General features: G+C 49.8%; 15 protein-coding genes. 10 read left to right on the forward strand and 5 right to left on the reverse strand.

Translation table 11 applies throughout. The features are described 5' to 3' along the window. The first annotated feature begins 64 nt into the window (after positions 1–64). The 3 genes from JNJ77_22105 to JNJ77_22115 all read left to right on the forward strand — a co-directional run bounded on the left by JNJ77_22105 (position 65) and on the right by JNJ77_22115 (position 5,528). Complete coding sequence (locus JNJ77_22105) at positions 65–3,403, forward strand: DUF1559 domain-containing protein (protein ID MBL8825298.1); 3,339 nt, start codon at positions 65–67, stop codon at positions 3,401–3,403. Positions 3,404–3,491: 88 nt separating this feature from the next. After that, complete coding sequence (locus tag JNJ77_22110) at positions 3,492–4,244, forward strand: hypothetical protein (protein MBL8825299.1); 753 nt, start codon at positions 3,492–3,494, stop codon at positions 4,242–4,244. A 75-nt stretch (positions 4,245–4,319) separates the two neighbouring features. After that, complete coding sequence (locus tag JNJ77_22115; GenBank protein MBL8825300.1) at positions 4,320–5,528, forward strand: PQQ-like beta-propeller repeat protein; 1,209 nt, start codon at positions 4,320–4,322, stop codon at positions 5,526–5,528. Positions 5,529–5,535: 7 nt separating this feature from the next. Here the strand turns inward: JNJ77_22115 and JNJ77_22120 are convergent, their stop codons facing one another. The 5 genes from JNJ77_22120 to JNJ77_22140 all read right to left on the reverse strand — a co-directional run bounded on the left by JNJ77_22120 (position 5,536) and on the right by JNJ77_22140 (position 11,195). After that, positions 5,536–5,988 (reverse strand): hypothetical protein, encoded by a 453-nt coding sequence (locus JNJ77_22120; protein ID MBL8825301.1) that lies wholly within the window; start codon positions 5,986–5,988, stop codon positions 5,536–5,538. Positions 5,989–6,006: 18 nt separating this feature from the next. Further along, positions 6,007–8,529 carry an outer membrane protein assembly factor BamA gene (gene bamA, locus JNJ77_22125; GenBank protein MBL8825302.1) on the reverse strand — a complete coding sequence of 841 codons (2,523 nt, stop codon included), beginning with the start codon at positions 8,527–8,529 and terminating at the stop codon, positions 6,007–6,009. A 142-nt stretch (positions 8,530–8,671) separates the two neighbouring features. Continuing rightward, complete coding sequence (locus JNJ77_22130) at positions 8,672–9,205, reverse strand: hypothetical protein (GenBank protein ID MBL8825303.1); 534 nt, start codon at positions 9,203–9,205, stop codon at positions 8,672–8,674. Between the two features lie 8 nt (positions 9,206–9,213). Continuing rightward, positions 9,214–10,257 carry a M28 family peptidase gene (locus tag JNJ77_22135; protein ID MBL8825304.1) on the reverse strand — a complete coding sequence of 348 codons (1,044 nt, stop codon included), beginning with the start codon at positions 10,255–10,257 and terminating at the stop codon, positions 9,214–9,216. Positions 10,258–10,322: 65 nt separating this feature from the next. Next, positions 10,323–11,195: a diaminopimelate epimerase gene (locus tag JNJ77_22140; GenBank protein MBL8825305.1), complete on the reverse strand. Its 873-nt coding sequence runs from the start codon at positions 11,193–11,195 to the stop codon at positions 10,323–10,325. 217 nt (positions 11,196–11,412) lie between these two features. Between JNJ77_22140 and JNJ77_22145 the strand changes: the two genes are divergently transcribed. The 7 genes from JNJ77_22145 (at position 11,413) to JNJ77_22175 (ending at position 16,640) form a co-directional block, all read left to right on the forward strand. Then, on the forward strand, positions 11,413–11,817 hold the full coding sequence (locus JNJ77_22145; GenBank protein ID MBL8825306.1) for an NADH-quinone oxidoreductase subunit A: 405 nt from the start codon (positions 11,413–11,415) through the stop codon (positions 11,815–11,817). Beyond that, positions 11,808–12,458, forward strand: coding sequence for an NADH-quinone oxidoreductase subunit NuoB (gene nuoB, locus JNJ77_22150; GenBank protein MBL8825307.1), 651 nt, complete (start codon positions 11,808–11,810; stop codon positions 12,456–12,458). The genes JNJ77_22145 and nuoB overlap by 10 nt, the downstream gene beginning before the upstream one ends. Positions 12,459–12,479: 21 nt before the next feature. After that, complete coding sequence (locus JNJ77_22155) at positions 12,480–12,986, forward strand: NADH-quinone oxidoreductase subunit C (protein ID MBL8825308.1); 507 nt, start codon at positions 12,480–12,482, stop codon at positions 12,984–12,986. A gap of 38 nt (positions 12,987–13,024) precedes the next feature. After that, on the forward strand, positions 13,025–14,254 hold the full coding sequence (locus JNJ77_22160) for an NADH-quinone oxidoreductase subunit D (GenBank protein ID MBL8825309.1): 1,230 nt from the start codon (positions 13,025–13,027) through the stop codon (positions 14,252–14,254). 64 nt (positions 14,255–14,318) lie between these two features. Beyond that, a complete protein-coding gene (locus JNJ77_22165) occupies positions 14,319–14,798 on the forward strand; it encodes an NAD(P)H-dependent oxidoreductase subunit E (GenBank protein MBL8825310.1) in 480 nt (159 codons plus the stop codon). A gap of 7 nt (positions 14,799–14,805) precedes the next feature. Next, entirely contained in the window at positions 14,806–16,146 is a 1,341-nt protein-coding gene (gene nuoF, locus JNJ77_22170) for an NADH-quinone oxidoreductase subunit NuoF (GenBank protein ID MBL8825311.1), read from the forward strand. Continuing rightward, positions 16,146–16,640 (forward strand): hypothetical protein, encoded by a 495-nt coding sequence (locus JNJ77_22175; protein ID MBL8825312.1) that lies wholly within the window; start codon positions 16,146–16,148, stop codon positions 16,638–16,640. Before nuoF ends, JNJ77_22175 begins: the two co-directional genes overlap by 1 nt. Positions 16,641–16,656: the final 16 nt, after the last annotated feature.

A 16,656-nucleotide genomic window follows, 5' to 3' on the forward strand; every position in this document is an offset into this window, starting at 1 on the left:
ATTAGGCCATAGCAAAGGCATCCACTCAGTGATAGCATCAGGGCAACACCCAGAGGGCTGTGTCATGTGGCGTTGGATTATTCTCTCGTTACTGTTGCTAACTGTAATCGTTGCCAACCAGGCACAAGAAAAGTCAGCTACGTCCAAGGCATGGACATACGCCAAAGCTATGGAACTGTATAACCGATCACCTCGAGATAGCTATCTCCAGTATGTAGCATTGCAAACCGCACGACGGGAAAAGACCTCGCCTGATCATTTACAATCCATGCAATGGCGACTCAACCGCATGGGACGAAGAGAAGGTGTTGATCTCTTCAATACTTTCAGCGGGGCACTGGCAGTTCAGGAAAGCCTGCAACTCGATACGATGCTGGATCAACCAGAGAATCAGCGCGCCTTTGCTCGTCCTGCACCAACCAAAGAAGCAATACCAGACACTCTGGAAAAGGAACAACCACCAGAGAAGCTGAAAAAGATCGAGAAGGTAAAGGTTGCATCCCTGCAAGGCCCCACTATTAAAAGTCATCCGTGGGAGACTATGCTCGCAGGTCGCAAGCCAGAGATCGGAGAATTGGCTTTATGTGTACCTGAAGACTTTTACTTCATCGAATTTCCCTCAGCTGCCAAGCTGATGGAAACCCTGAAGACCACCAACCTCTGGTCAGGCCATCTTCTGGCTCAAATGCTCGGAGCATCACAATCGCAGGATGTTGAAAAACGGATTAAAACACAACTGGGCATCCAGGGTATTCCTCCTGCTTTGATTGATGCCATGGGATTGAAAGGCATCGCGGTCGCCGGAAGTGATCTCTATCTCGCGGATGGCAGCGATATTACTTTGCTGGTCAAGGGTGAACAACTTCTTCAACTGCGGAACTGGACAGACGGTGCTCTTGCCAACAAGCCAGGAATCGAAGTAAAGGAAGGCCAATACTTAGGGGTTCCTTATCAATTCAAAGCTACACAAGATCGCCAGGTGCATGTCTATACCGCTGACCCACTTCCCGATCTTCATGTGCGAAGCAACTCGTTGCCTGCCTTCAAGAAAGTCCTGGCAGCCATTCAGGGTAAGGATGATCAAGGCAATACGGTGACACGTCTCGGTGATACTCAGGAATTCAAATACATTCGGACCATTCTGCCAAAACAGGCCAAGGAAGAAGACGGTTTAGTCTATCTGTCTGATCCATTCATCCGGCGGCTACTCGGCCCACGGGTCAAATTGACTCAACAGCATCGATTGCGTGCCTTCAATCATCTCAAAATGATTGAGAAGGCCGCACTGATGTTCAAAACGGAACAGGGGAGATCTCCGCAATCCTTGGAAGAATTGCACGAGAAGGGTTGCGCCCCAGGCATTTTCGGTCAAGGCAAATGGGCATGCCCGGCAGGAGGCAATTACCTGTTAAGTGAAGACAAGATGTCTGCGATCAGTTCAGTTTTTGGCAGGCCCACACAGCTTACGCCTTTGCTGGAAATCCCTTTGGAAGAAGTCAGCCAGGCGGATGCTCAAGCGTATCAGTCATTCCTGCAGGAGTATAACCAGTACTGGCGAACATTCTTCGATCCGATTGCAGTGCGTATCAAAGTCACGCCTGAACAATTCCGTTTGGAAACAGTGGTTCTTCCTTTAATTGATAACAGCATCTACACTGGCATGGCTCAGGCATTGGGCGGTAAGCCGGTTCCTTTTGATGCGATTTCCGTTCCACCACGCACCATTCATTCCTTTGCAGGGCATATCAACAAAGATGCACTCTTACCATTCCTGCCAGGAGAAGAAGTCAAAACTGCGACTCCATCGATCATTCGTGAAAGCAATTTAAGGCAAGTTTTGATTGCGATGCATAACTACCATGGCGATTACAACCACATGCCATCACGGGCCATTTTTTCAAAGAAAGACAAGAAGCCTTTATTGAGCTGGCGTGTGCAACTGCTGCCTTATCTGGAACATGACAATCTGTACAAGGAATTCAAGTTGGATGAACCCTGGGACAGCGAACATAACAAGAAGTTGATCAGTCGAATGCCCAAAATCTATAGTTCAGGGAAGGCAGAATTAGACAAGGAATTCAAAACGAGGCTGCAGGTTCCTGTCCATGAGAAATCCGTTTTTCCCTTGGGAGAAAGTAAATTAACACTGGGCCAGATTACGGTCGGCGATGGGACATCCAACACAATTGGTCTATTGGAAGTTGCATCATCACATGCCGTCATTTGGACGAAACCAGACGATTTGAATGTTGATCTGACCAAGCCACTTGAGGGAATTATTGAAAAAGACACCGATGAGTTTCTGGTGGCAGCGTGTGATGGTTCGATCTATCGGCTGAAGAACACCATACCAGTGCCAACAATGAGCAGCCTGATTCAATGGCGAGATGGGATACCTGTCTCCTTTGGCGATCCAGTAGCTCAGAATCAGCGGATGCGCAATCCATTAGCAGAAATACCTAATCTCAATATGCCGTTGTTGAGAGATTTTCTGACCAAGGGTATAGGCGATCAGATCACATATCATGTGCTCGATGCATCGCAGCCAATCAATGCAGAAGTATCGGGCTTCCTGGGAGCACTATCGACGATGGGTGAAATGGCGCCAAGGACTTTTGGCGCTGAGATGATAGTTTTCGGAATGCTGGGGCAGTCGTTAACCAACCCAGCGTGCATGGTGATTCCTGTCAATCATGTGGAGACAGTTGATCGTTTTCTGTCAGAGGTTGATCAACGTTTGGCCGAAATCCCCAAGCACATTGTCGATTTTCTTCGCACGGAGCAGTATCAGATCAAACAGGGTGAGCACATGGTTCGGGTTTACGGCATCAAAGTCCTTGGCTTCTCATTTCGAGTTGCTTGGGCACGCTTTGGTCAATGGCTCGTATTTACCAATCACCCTGCCTTGATCGAAGAACTGGCTCAACATTATTCTCACGTGCAGCCTGCCAGGATACCAACCAATGCGATTGCCGGACACGCTCAGTTCCGAATTCGACCTGAAGCATGGAATGCGGTATTGTCGGGCTATCGCCTGGGATGGGCCGAGAACCATCGTTCTGCCTGCGAGGTCAATCAGCAACAGATTGCCAACGTAGCGATGGCTTATCCAGAATTACTCAATGCACAAGGCGAAGCAACTGAGGCATTGCTGGACAAGGTATATCAAGTGTATGGCTCAAGGCCTTATTGCCCGGATGGAGGGAAATATCGTTACTACTCCAGTAATCACTCTTGTGAATGTTCTATTCATGGAAATGCCGTGGTTGCCCCCAGGCAATTGCTTGGACCAGCCACGGACAGTGAAACGGCTCGTACCATAGCACAGTTCAAGGGAATGTCAGCCACGCTTACCTTCCTTGAAGATGGGTTACATGCTGTGGTAACAATCGACAGGAAATAGCAATACGGCTGCAATCTGACGGTTGGGCAGGCGAATAACAATAGCCCATCGGTCATGTTGCGGTCAAAAAGAAAGCTATAGTTGTTTCATGTCCACTGAAACCCGCTCACGTTCACTGACAAGAACGGAATCGCTCTTTGCTCCTGACGTTCCCGTTGAAGAACGTCAAAAGTCATTAATTGAACTGGATCATTTGGCCCGGCCTGATCAGGATACGATGGCTGCCGTCATTCCATTGCTGAACGATTCTGATGAATCTTTGAAAAACATGGCAGCCAATGTGCTGAGTCACTGGGGACAACAGGCGGTTACCATGTTGTTGCAGGCATTACGCTCAACTACACCGGTGGAAGTCCCGTATCGCCTGGCCATCATTGAACAGTTGAGGCGAATGGGTCCAACTGCAGTTCGTGCGGAAACCCTGTTGCGTAATCTGCAATCTGACCCTGATGTCGGTTCTGCAGCCAGCGATGCTCTCAGTGCAGTGCGTATGGATATGGAAGACCTGGCGGCTCGCCTGATTCATCACAGTGGTGAACTGCTTCTGCTGGCATGTGCCGTAGCTGCTCCAGTTATAGCCATGCGAATGGCATTGCCTGCACAGGCATTACCTCCGCTGGGATTTACCATTGGCATGGCATCCTTGGTCGTCGTGGGATTAATGCTGGCTCGTTTTGTTTATGCAGATGATATCTTTCATCGCCCTCTCCATGAGGAAACGATTCGGCCTACGAGGATGGCGCCCTATCTTTTGATGGTTATTGGCGGGGCTGTCATTGGAACTGTCATCGCACTGGTTCATTGGGCCTGTGGCGGCATGATCCAGCAATGGTTTAAATAATCAGACTTTCATTATTCCTGAATGCTCCCTTCGTACAACATCTTCACACCACCCATTCAGGTTGTGAGGAATTCCATGTCACGTTTCCTCGTTTGTCTGATTTTCTTCGTTGTTACAGTTAACGGATATTCACAGGACTGGCCACAATGGCTAGGCCCCACTCGCAATGGAAAAATTGACGACACTATCGAACCATGGAGGAAACCACTGGAAGTTGCCTGGACGATTCCAGTTGGTGATGGGCATAGTTCACCCATCGTGGCCCAAGGCATGGTTTTCCTTCATCACAAACAGGGGACTGGAGACGAAGAAACGCTGACTGCCTGGGATTTGTCTGGAAAAAAAGTCTGGGAGGCAATAAATCCACGTGCGCCTTTCAAAAGCCAGTTTGGAGTTGGCCCGCGAGCCACGCCAAGCTACTCGGATGGAATGATTTACAGCCTGGGTGTGACAGGAATTCTGTTTTGTCGCGATGCCGCCACCGGTAAGGAAATCTGGCAGAAAAATCTGCTGAGCGAGTTTAAAGCAAAGAATCTCTATTTCGGCGTTTCTAGCTCGCCTCTGGTAGATGAAAAAAATGTCTATGTGATGCCTGGCGGAGAACTGGGGAGTATTGTTGCATTCAATAAGAAGACTGGCGAACTGCTGTGGAAGTCGGGAACGGATCGTGCCAGTTATTCTTCCCCGACCATTACCAGAATGGATGGGAAAAATCTTCTGCTGTTTCAAACTGAACGTGGAGTTGTTGGGCTTGATCCTGCAACCGGGAAGGAACAATTCAGAATTCCACTGAAAGACCTGTTAAATGAAAGTTCAACAACCCCAGTGCGTGTGGGCGATCTGATTTTCGCTAGCTCGGTGACATTCGGAAGTATCGGCATCAAGTTGACCTCCACCGAGCCTTATGCAAGTCAGGCCTGGAAAAACAGTCAACTCACCTGTTATTTCGGCACTCCAGTAGAATTTGATGGCAGTCTGTATGCGGTAACAGGACAGATAATTAACCCTGCAGCGACTCTCCACTGCATTGATCCGAAGACAGGTCAATCACTCTGGAGCAAAAAGGGAGTAGGTACTTACCATGCCACCCTGTTGCGAACCAAGGATAAGCTCCTGATGATGGAAGAAAAAGGCGATCTGGTTATGCTGCAGCCATCGCAAAAAAGTTATGAAGAATTGGCGCGTTCACCACTGTGTCGTATGACTTGGGCGCATCCTGCCTATGCACAGGGAATACTATTCATTCGTGATAGCAGGGAATTAAAAGCGGTAAAGCTGAAGTAAAATCCAGTTATTGCAATGGAGGCGGTGTTGAACTCGGTGGGGCGGGCAATGGTCTAGCCTCTGTTCCACCTGGTTGAGGTGAAGTACCTGTTGGTACTCCCGATAATCCGGGATTTGGTTGTAGATCAGGTGCAGGCAAACTGCTAAGGGGTGGAGGTGTACTGGCGCCGGGGATATAGGGTGTCGGCCCCGATGGCGCTGTGTTGCCTGGAGGAGGCGCTACCACAGGTCCACCTGGTCCAGTACCAGGTGCCAAGGGTACCAGTGGAGGCGGAGATGCAACAGGGCCGCCAGCAACACCAGGCCCTGTAGGATTCGGATCGCACACTCCACCAAAGGCGCCAATACCAGCTGAAGCAGGAGGCTTGGCAGGCCAGAAGTGATCAAGAAAATCGGCACATGGAGAGGTACTGCAGCCAGTTACCAGGACTGTTGGCAGGAGCAGGTGTCGAAGTTTCATATCAGATCCTGTCTGTACTTACCAGGAAACAGCAACGGTAAACTGAAATACCTGAGTGACATCGGTATCCTTCTTCATCAGCGGGAAACCGAAGTCCAGTGCGATTGGTGCCGGGCTCAGCATGGGAACATTGATTCTCAATCCAGCACCGACGCTGAGACGGAAATCGCGAAGGGAAACTTCGCTTTCTACCGTTCCAAAATCACAGAAGGCAACAGCCATCAGGTTGTCACGGGCATCGAGTGGAATTTGATATTCGACGTTGCCTACCATGTTGAAGGTTCCACCGACCTTATAACCATTGACTGAAGGTCCTGCACCGCGGAAGGCAAAGCCTCGCAGATTACGGGCACCGCCCAGGAACCAGCGTTCATACACCGGTGTATCTTCGCCGCTGAATCCCAGAATACCGTGGAATACCAGTACATGTCGACCGCTTCCATCAGGTCTCTGATAAACAGTGAAGTACTGTGAATCTTCAACAGTGGCGATGGGGAAGCTATAGCTGCCAAAAGCCTGTTCGAAGCCAATTTCAAATTTATTGCCTTCGGTTGCTCTCAAGAATGAGTCTCGTGTATCGCGAATAAAACTGATTCGCGGCGCAAAGAGTGAATTGACGCCTTCCACCGAGGTGTAATCAACGGGTGCATTGATCGCTACATTGCTGACATCAATATTCTCAGCCCGGAACCCGACATTGAAAAACCAGGCATCATCGAGACGCTTGCCGATTCCAATACGTCCGCCGAGTCGTTGTTCGTGATACTCTGAGTAGAAGCGGTTAAAGAAGTAACCTCCCAGATTGAGGCTATAATCGGAGTTGAACAAAGAAGGTTCAGTCCAACTGACACTGTAATTACTGAACTGGTTACCGGGCTGAGCACGAATGGAGAATGACTGTCCACCACCCCGGAATGCACGTCCGCTGCTGAAATCATCCCAACTGGTGGGGAACCGCAGGATATCAAAGTTGCGTTCATTCAGTGCAAACTGAAGGTTGACACCTGCATCCGACCCGACTGCTGCTCCCACATTCAATGAACCGGTTCGATCTTCTTCAACCTGTACGATGGCATTCTTGAATGCTGAGGGGCTGTCAGGATCTTCCAGGTAAATGCGAGGCCCGCCATTCATCATGTTGAAGATACCCAGTCGAGCCAGATTGCGTTCACTTTCACGTATCCGGGTAGCATCAAGGATTTGTCCGGGCACAATACGCAACTCTTTTCGGATCACATCATCGCGTGTCACCGTGTTGCCGACAATCTTTGCCTCGGCGAGGTAAGTAACGCCCGGGCTTTCGTCGACCTTGTAAACCACCGTCATCACTCCAGGTTCAGTTGAGTAATTGAACTCTGGTGCAATCTTGGTTCCATAGTAGCCTCGCTTGCCATATTCATCCTGCATGCGGATGAGGCCAGCCTGCATTTCTTTCATCGTGTAAGTCTGTCCCGTTTTCAATTGATTGTGTGCAAGCAGGATTTCGTTATCGATCTTCTGATTGCCTAGTACTTTTACATCCCTTACCAGATATTGTGGTCCTTCTTCAACCACGATGTTGATCTCGACACCTGACATGTCCTGCGTCCAGGTGACGTTCTTCCGGGCTTTTACATCGAAGTAGCCATAGGTTTTGTAATACTCGATGATCTTGCTGATATCCTGTTCCAATGACATGGGATTGTAATCGGAGCCGAACAACCCAAAAAGCAAATCACTGGTATCCATCTTGGAACCAATGCTTAAGCGAGCTGCGGATACAAATGTCGCGCCAACAATGTTCACTTTCTTGACGCGTACAACCGGTCCTTCCGTGATCTGGAAAACGACGCGAGTATCTTCCTGGCGACTGCCTTCGGCCAGATGTACCTCGGCGAACCAGCGGCCTTTGCTGTGGTAATGCTGTTCCAGCTTTTGACATGCGACCTTATTCAAGGCCACATTCATAGGGAAGCCTTTTTTCAAACCGGTATGCAATTCGAGATCATCCCGGCTGATGTGGCGTGCCCCCTGGTAGACAATTTCTTCAATGAGTGGCCGTTCAAGCACATGAAAAGTCAGAACTTTGCCCTCAGGTGTGTCAATCTCTTCTACACGTACTCCGCCGATGTATCTCCCTGTGGAATCCAGAGTTCGCACATCATTGCGCACTTTTTCAGCGATGTAGGGCTGTCCTTCACGACTGCTGATCTGATTTTTCAATTGATCTTCCACGAGTCGGCGATTGCCGACGAATCGAATCTTGGTAATGTTTTGCGATGGTGTTTGTTGTAAACCCAGTGTTTCCGTTGTTCGAGGTGCAGGGATTACCAGCGTAGGAGTTGGCGGAGCTTGAGGATTGATCATGCTTTGCAGGTCTTTAGCCTGCGAAGGCAATAAAGTCTGCAAGCCGCGCGGCGGTTCGGGTGGTTCCGGTGGCATCTGTGCCAGGGATTTGGTTATCCCGAAGAATGGAACAGCAAGCAGCAAGACAAGGGAAATACGCCAGGTATTTCGATTGTGATTCAGCGAGCTATGAATACAGACAGTGCTGCCCGGCATGCGTTGCTCCCGCGTCCGTGCGGATAAGTTGCGTCAGTTCGCATCGCGGGCTTTAGCGGAAGTTAGAAAAAGTGTCAAGACATGCTGCGAAACAGTTTGAACGGGCTAGAGCAAGTTGCTTAGATTATACGACTTGCCTGTATCAGCTAGATTCGCCAGTGGAAGGGGTATCTGCATCCTGGGCTACTCGCCTTTCTGCGTAAAGCAAGGGGAGTTGCCTTTCCAGCATCGCCCGGCGATCATCTCTGATGCGTTGGCGATGTCGGAAGCCAAATCGTCTGATTGAAATGATGTCCCACCCAGCCAGGAAAAAGAGCAGCATGAGAATGATAAGCAGCACGGCAACATAACGTAGAGATCGGTAAAGAAAAGCTTCTTGTTCCGCTGTCAGTTTTTGTCCGGTTCCCTTGATCTGCTCTCCAAGCGTCAACAGTTCATCAAGTCCCTGGGCAATTTGAAAGACATAAAGTCCAGCAATCATGGCAGCTAGGATGAGGAGCAGCACACAACCTGCAAGTCGCCGCCTGATACTCCATCGATGATAGGCGATGTCTGCAGTGCTTAATGACACTTCATTCTGCCTGAGCCAATGCCGGATGCGCAACTGACGGTAGCCAAGTCCCAGAGCTGAGACAGTGGTAATTGTGACTACAATCCAAGCAGCGTATTGCTCCATGTTCCAACCTACTTGGTGTTTTTCATCCAGAAGGCCAATACTTTTGCAACTTGCTCCAATGTATCGGCAGAGCAGTTTTCCGGGATGTCGGTCAGTTTATGCCAATGCGGGTAACTCAATAATCCCTCCCGTGCATTATCAGGCAGTACGGGAATGATATCGATGGCTGGGATGCCCACCCGGTGTAATTCGAGGTGATCATCAAGCACCGGCAAGCCACGCTGAGTGACGAAGACCTTGGCACCGTGTTCCTCTGCAATTTTCCAAATGCGCTCCGTCATTTGCGGTGCCTTCATCATGGATTCGCCTTCCATGAGGAATCTGGCATTTTTTCCAGCAACCATATCGAGCAGAATAGCTTCCTGATAGGCCCAGGGAGAATTGCCTGCTTTTACCTGCTTGGCGTATTCGTCCGCGAAAAAACGTGACCCCAGGAAATACTGATCACCACCTTGATCGGATGGCCGGTTATCGAGGATATATTCTTCACCATCAAAACAGACAAAATCGATGCCTAATGGTGCATCAAGGGCTTCCAGATGTCGTGCCATTTCCATCATGAAGGCAACCCCGGAAGCTCCATCGTTGGCTGCAAGAAAAGGTTTTCTCCAGTCTTTGCTGTCCTTTTCCTGGTCAGCCAGGGGGCGTGTATCGTAATGCGTGCAAATCAGCAATCGCACTTTGCGTTCCGGCTTCCACGATGCAATAAGGTTCGTCAGTTTGACGGGGATCAGAGTGCTGCGTTGTTTTGCCTCAAAATTTTGACGTTTAACCGTTAATCCATGATCCTGAAAGTGCTTTTCAATCAGGTCAACCATCTTGGCATGAGCACTGGTGCCACTGATTCGTGGCCCCAGATCGCAAATCGTCTGCAGATGCTTCATGGCCTGCTGGCCATCGAAGGGTACCAGTGGCTGAGGATAGGTTTTTGCAGAGACACTGGTGGTAGATGCTGAGGCAACAGGTTTTTGGAACATGAGATAAGCTCCACCTGCGCCTGCAGCGATGAGCAACACCAACCCCATCAGTACATCACGCTGACCCTTCGACATGAGCATTCCCTTTGGAAGGAGTCCTTTATTGTACTGAGCCATCAACCGCGATGAACCATGATGACTTAGTCGGGCCAAACACCCTGAAATATTTCGGAAGCGGGTCCGGTCATAAATACATGATTACCTGATCCATCCCAATGCAGTTGCAGGTCGCCTCCAGGTAAATGTGCCAGCAACTGCCTGCTAGTCTGACTGGTTAAGACACCAGCAACGCAGACTGCACAGGCTCCTGTACCACAGGCCAGGGTAATTCCGCTGCCTCGTTCCCAGGTTCGCATCGTCACTTCGCTGCTGGAATGAATCTGAACAAAATGGACATTAATTCGCCTAGGGAAGGCAGGGGCATGTTCCAGAATCGGGCCGACACTTGAAATGGGTAACTTGCCAACATCCTTGCAGTAAAGAACCACATGCGGGTTACCCATGGATACACAGGTCATCGCTGGTTCCAGACCACATCCTTCCGCAAGATCAATAACCTGTGTTCCCCAGTCGTCTTCCAGTGGCTGTTGAACTACGCTCGGCTTATCCCAGATTGTCGGGATTTTCAATCCATCGAGTATTGGTTCACCCATATCGACCGTCACTTGATGCACTTTGCCTGACGTGACCAGCAGTTTAAGTTCAAGAACACCTCGGCCGGTTTCGATGGTTAACAACTCTTTTTTCACTAGACCATGGTCGTACACATATTTCGCGACGCATCTGATTCCGTTGCCACACATTTCGCCTTCGCTGCCATCGGCATTGAACATGCGCATGCGGACATTAGCCCGCTCCGAGGGACAGATGAGGATGAGGCCATCAGCACCAACCCCGAAATGGCGATCACTAATACGCTTGGCTAATTCAGAAGGATTGCCTGGCGGCTTTTGATTGATGCAATCGACATAAATGTAATCATTGCCAATCCCATGCATTTTGGTGAAATGCATTGATGTTACTCCCCCGGACAATTACTGACATGTACGCCCAATAATGTAAGCATAGCCGATTCCATGCCTTGGTACAGTTGTAGAGATGAAACCTTGTCATTTTCATAATAGGCGTGGAGTCAACATTCTGAAATGTGATTTCAATTCAACTTGCCCGTCATGATTGCCGCCATACACTGACACTGATTTATCACTCCGATGCCAGAAGGTGTTCGACATGGGAGATGGTCTGAATTCGTTTGTCCCCATTCTTATCTACGTCGTTCTCGTCCTTGGTTTTGTCGTTACGAGTCTGGGGGCGGCTCATCTCCTATCACCATTCAAACGTACCAAAGTCAAAGATACGCCTTACGAATCAGGCATGGACATTGTTGGCGATGCCCGCCAGCATTTTGATGTCAAATTCTATCTGGTCGCCATTCTGTTTCTGGTCTTCGATATTGAATTAATTTTCCTCTACCCCTGGGCAGTGAGTGCTTACCAGCCTGTAGAAGGGGAAGCGACCTCCGGTATTCCAGTCATGCTGCGTGATCCAGTCTTTGCAGTCATGCTGGTCTTCCTGGTGACCTTGGGTATTGCCTACATTTATGCCTGGAAAAAAGGGGTATTCAAATGGCGGTAAGCCTGCCGGAAAATGTGTTTACAGCCAAGCTCGATGCTTTGGCAAACTGGGTACGGACCAACAGTCTGTGGCCCATGCCTTTTGCAACAGCCTGCTGTGGCATTGAACTGATGGCCACAGGTGCATCGCGTCACGACCTAGCACGCTTTGGCGCTGAAGTTATGCGGTTTTCACCCAGGCAATGCGACTTGATGATTGTCGCCGGCCGCGTCGTAATGAAAATGCTGCCTGTACTGCAGCGAATCTGGCAGCAGATGCCTGAACCCAAGTGGTGCATCTCCATGGGAGCGTGTGCCAGCACCGGTGGAGTCTTTGATACCTATGCTGTGGTACAGGGTGTAGATCGATTCATTCCTGTTGATATGTATGTTCCCGGCTGTCCGCCACGTCCAGAACAGCTCATTCAGGCAGTCATTGATCTACAGGAAAAGATTCGGCAGACTGGCAAATTCTTCAGCGATGAGTTTGACAAGCGAACGCAGTATACCGGTCCTTCCCAATCATTGCCGCGTCCATTGGATGCAGTCGTAGCACCGGGTGATTACACCACTGCTACCCGGCAATGGGAAGGAACTGGCAAAGTGCAATTCGGTGAACGGGGCGTAAGAACATCATTGGAAATTCATCCTGCCAGAAAGTAATTGCAAAGGATTGTCATCAGTATGACAGCACAAGAAGCAATCAACAAACTGAAAGAAGTGTCTGGGAATGGCAGCATTTCCACCAGTGAATTTCGTGATAATACTCGTGTTCACGTTAGCAAGGACATCCTGATGAAGGTGTTGACCTGCCTGAAGAATGATTGCGGATTTGATTTCCTGGTTGATATCACGGCTATCGATTACATGGGTTATCCCACCGCAACGACAGATCGTTTTGCCGTAGTGTATTGTCTGCTCAATACCTCTGAGGGAAGCCGTATTGTTGTCAAGACGATGGTCAACGATCCCGATCCAGTGCTGCCTTCCAGCTATTCACTCTGGAAAGGTGCTGACTGGCCCGAACGCGAAGTCTACGACATGTATGGCATCCGTTTTGAAGGGCATCCCGATTTGCGACGTATCTTGATGCCTCAGGAATTTACTTCCTACCCGCTGCGAAAGGACTATCCGCTGCGGGGTATGGGAGAAAGGCACAACTTCCCGGTATTAACTCGAGCAGAAGGATAATGAAACAAGGAGGGGTTACCTCCGTTTCAGGAGAAAGCATGGCACTGGATGTTTTAGAACGACAGGCAAGCGATGCACCTGGCTTGGATGAGCGAGAGTTTCAGTGGACACTGAACTTTGGTCCTCAACATCCTGCTACCCACACTACGCTGCGATTGGTTCTCACACTGGAAGGCGAACAGATCATCCATGCTGTGCCCGACATTGGCTTTCTCCATTCCGGTTTTGAAAAACTGGGTGAAGACCTCAATCTCAATCAGTATGTCACCATAGTTGACAGAATGAATTACACTTCGCCGCTGTGCAACGAAATCGCCTGGCATCATGTTTGTGAAAAACTGCTAGGCATCGAACTGACTCCACGCTGCAAGTACATCCGAGTCATCATTAATGAATTGATGCGTATTCAGGATCACTTGCTGAACATTGGCACCTGTGCACTCGATTTAGGAGCGTTTACCGCATTCCTCTATGCGTTCTATCAGCGTGAACTGATCTACGATCTGTGTGAACATGCTTCCGGTCAACGATTCCATTCCAGTTTCACACGCGTGGGTGGCTTGCTGTACGATGTGGATGATGCCTGGATCGCCAAGTTGCGGTCGTTCCTCAAGGGATTTATGAAGGCCTATAACGATGTGACAGGCCTTCTAAACAGGAACAAGATTTTCATCGACCGTCTGCGTGGTGTAGGAGTACTCACCAAAGAAGAAGCCATCAATCGATCAGCTACTGGGCCGATTGCACGGGCCAGCGGTGTCCTGCGAGATGTTCGCAAGGACGATCCCTATCTGTCGTATCCGGATTTTGATTTTCAGGTGGTGGCGGCAAAAGAGGGTGACTGTCTGGCACGTTACCACGTTCGCATGCTCGAAATGCTTGAAAGTCACAAGATCATTACTCAAGCCATTGATAACCTTCCCTCCGGCCCGGTGAATGTCGATGTGGATGGCAAAGTGGTGCTGCCTGATAAATCGAGCACTTGGCGCAGCATCGAAGGTATGATTCAGCATTTTGAACTGACAATGTCCAACCGTGGCTTCAAAACGCCAGTCAACGAAGTCTATGGTGCCATCGAAGGGCCAGGTGGAGAATTGGGCTTCTACCTGGTCTGCGATGGAACGGAAAAAAGCTGGCGATGCAGAACTCGACCGCCTGCGTTCTACCATCTGGCCATGTTCCCGCATCTGATCAAGGGACATATGCTCAGCGATGTGGTAGCAGTACTGGGGAGCCTGTCAATCATCGCTGCGGAACTTGATCGATAATGGTAATGGATCGAACTGTTCGCTATCGGATGTGTTTGAGTAATGCTGAAGGGAGCCAAGACGGATGCCAGTTTTGACTGAAGCAATGATCCAGAAAATCAAGGCGTATTTTCCACGATACCCCGACAAGCAGGCGGTGACGCTCCCGGCATTACACATTGTTCAGGATGAATTGCGATGTGTTCCTGAGGGTGCGATTGAAGAAATTGCAGCACTCCTGGAACTCAGTCCTGCACAAATCCATGACACGCTCAGCTTCTATGGCTTTTATCGCGATGAAAAACATAAGCTGGGAAAACATCGCTTATGGGTCTGTCGTAGTTTGCCCTGCATGCTTCGTGGTGGTGAGCAGTTGCTGGCGCAGTGTTGCGAAAAGCTTCACGCCAAGCCTGGCGAGACTACCAGCGATGGCAAAATAACGCTGGAATTTGGTGAATGCATCGGCGCGTGTGAGCAGGCACCCTGTGTGCTGGTGAATGATGAGATACACGGAAACATTGGTGATGCACAGTTGGACAGCCTCATCGCAGACTTAAGGAAGTAACACCCGTATGGCAAAGTTTGAACCAGTGTTGCTGAAGAACGTTGGAGTCAAGGATTCCCACACCCTCGCTGTCTATCAGCAGCGTGGAGGGTACAAGGGACTTGATGCAGCATTGGCCAAGTCTTCTGCTGAGTGTGTTCAGATCACCAAGGATTCAGCCCTGCGTGGTCGAGGTGGCGCTGGCTTCCCAACTGGTGTGAAGTGGACGTTTCTTCCTAAAGACTACACAGGCCCCATTTTTCTCTGTGTCAATGCAGACGAATCTGAACCAGGTACTTTCAACAATCGGATATTGATGGAAGATGATCCGCATCAGGTGCTCGAAGGCATCATGATTGCCTGTTACGCCACACGGGCAACCACTGCTTACATCTACATCCGCTACGAATATGGTCATGCATATCGACGGCTACAAGCTGCCGTGGATGAACTCTACAAGGCCAAAAAGCTCGGCAAAGATGCCTGTGGCAAGAAGGGCTTTCACTGTGACATCTATCTGCATCGTGGTGCTGCTGCTTATATCTGTGGCGAAGAAACAGGTCTGATCGAAAGTCTGGAAGGCAAGCGTGCCTGGCCTCGCATCAAGCCGCCATTTCCTGCCATCGAAGGTGCATTCCGTAAGCCCACCGTTGTCAACAATCCTGAAACCCTGGCTTGCTTGCCTCATATTTTCACTCGTGGTGTTGCCTGGTTTAAGTCAATAGGCATCCCCGCTGACCCCGCCAATCCTCGTGATATCGGAAGTTACGGCCCCAAGCTGTACTGCATTTCCGGCCATATCAACAAGCCAGGCTGCTATGAATTGCCACTGGGGATTACCTGCCGGGAATTGATAGACGATCACGCAGGTGGAGTCTGGAATGGTCGCAAAGCGAAAGCGGTTGTACCCGGCGGAATGAGCATGGGATTCCTCACCGAATCAGAGCTGGATTGCAAACTCGATTTCAACGACCCAATCAAAAAAGGCTGCCTGGGCCTGGGCACTGCTGCACTCATGGTCGTCGATGACCAGACCAACATGGTGGATGTGTTATTTAACAGTTGCAGATTCTTCAGCCATGAATCGTGCGGGCAGTGTACGCCATGTCGCGAAGGCACAGCCTGGATGACAAAGATTCTTACCCGTATTCGTAAGGGAAAAGGTGAACTCAGCGACCTGGATCAGTTGCTGGAAGTCGCCAATACGATTGGCACGATGCCCGGCACAACCATTTGCGGCCTGGCAGATGGAGCGGCCTGGCCGGTCAAGAATGCCATCCAGAAGTACAAACAGGATTTTGTTGACTTCATCAATAGCGGGAAATCGCTAATTCGACCTGATGAACTCATTTCCGCAGGAGGTCACTGATGCGTTACCTCGTGTGGTTGATCCTTGTCTGTCTGCTGATAGGCTGCGGAAAATCTGCCGATACCAGAGTGGAATCTAAGATACCCGTTACACCTGTTCAGGGGCAACCGCAAGCTGCCCCTGTGGCTGCTGAACAAGGTGCATCAGGTCGCAATACGGTCTTGCAGGTACCCTTTGACAATGCAGCCAAGCTGGTGCTTCTGAACATTGGTAGGGCTTACCAGTTGGCCAGTATTTCACTGGGTAAACCTCCCAAAACAGCGGGCGAACTCGATGCTGGCGTCATGAAAACCAAGCGAGATATGCAGTTTCGCGAAGTCGAAGTGATGTATGGAGTCAACCTGCAAAAGCTGGGTGAAGAAGCAGGTAAATTCATGCTGGCCTGGGAAAAAACTCCCGACAACGATGGCAACCGGATGGTCCTGATGGCAGATCTGACAACGGTTAAATACGTCAGTCAGAATGAGTTTGACAAATTGCCAAAGGCCAAGTGAACAACGCCTGACTTGA

The organism is Planctomycetia bacterium, from assembly GCA_016795155.1.
GTDB lineage: Bacteria > Planctomycetota > Planctomycetia > Gemmatales > HRBIN36 > JAEUIE01.

What these genes read in the sequence shown, in the direction of transcription:
- JNJ77_22115 (MBL8825300.1), top strand. Translation starts at nt 4,320, where the DNA reads ATGTCACGTTTCCTCGTTTGTCTGATTTTCTTCGTTGTTACAGTTAAC.
- JNJ77_22140 (MBL8825305.1), bottom strand. Translation starts at nt 11,195, where the DNA reads ATGCATTTCACCAAAATGCATGGGATTGGCAATGATTACATTTATGTC.
- JNJ77_22105 (MBL8825298.1), top strand. Translation starts at nt 65, where the DNA reads ATGTGGCGTTGGATTATTCTCTCGTTACTGTTGCTAACTGTAATCGTT.
- JNJ77_22155 (MBL8825308.1), top strand. Translation starts at nt 12,480, where the DNA reads ATGACAGCACAAGAAGCAATCAACAAACTGAAAGAAGTGTCTGGGAAT.
- JNJ77_22145 (MBL8825306.1), top strand. Translation starts at nt 11,413, where the DNA reads ATGGGAGATGGTCTGAATTCGTTTGTCCCCATTCTTATCTACGTCGTT.
- JNJ77_22160 (MBL8825309.1), top strand. Translation starts at nt 13,025, where the DNA reads ATGGCACTGGATGTTTTAGAACGACAGGCAAGCGATGCACCTGGCTTG.
- nuoF (MBL8825311.1), top strand. Translation starts at nt 14,806, where the DNA reads ATGGCAAAGTTTGAACCAGTGTTGCTGAAGAACGTTGGAGTCAAGGAT.
- JNJ77_22135 (MBL8825304.1), bottom strand. Translation starts at nt 10,257, where the DNA reads ATGTCGAAGGGTCAGCGTGATGTACTGATGGGGTTGGTGTTGCTCATC.
- JNJ77_22165 (MBL8825310.1), top strand. Translation starts at nt 14,319, where the DNA reads ATGCCAGTTTTGACTGAAGCAATGATCCAGAAAATCAAGGCGTATTTT.
- JNJ77_22110 (MBL8825299.1), top strand. Translation starts at nt 3,492, where the DNA reads ATGTCCACTGAAACCCGCTCACGTTCACTGACAAGAACGGAATCGCTC.
- nuoB (MBL8825307.1), top strand. Translation starts at nt 11,808, where the DNA reads ATGGCGGTAAGCCTGCCGGAAAATGTGTTTACAGCCAAGCTCGATGCT.
- JNJ77_22175 (MBL8825312.1), top strand. Translation starts at nt 16,146, where the DNA reads ATGCGTTACCTCGTGTGGTTGATCCTTGTCTGTCTGCTGATAGGCTGC.
- JNJ77_22130 (MBL8825303.1), bottom strand. Translation starts at nt 9,205, where the DNA reads ATGGAGCAATACGCTGCTTGGATTGTAGTCACAATTACCACTGTCTCA.
- bamA (MBL8825302.1), bottom strand. Translation starts at nt 8,529, where the DNA reads ATGCCGGGCAGCACTGTCTGTATTCATAGCTCGCTGAATCACAATCGA.
- JNJ77_22120 (MBL8825301.1), bottom strand. Translation starts at nt 5,988, where the DNA reads ATGAAACTTCGACACCTGCTCCTGCCAACAGTCCTGGTAACTGGCTGC.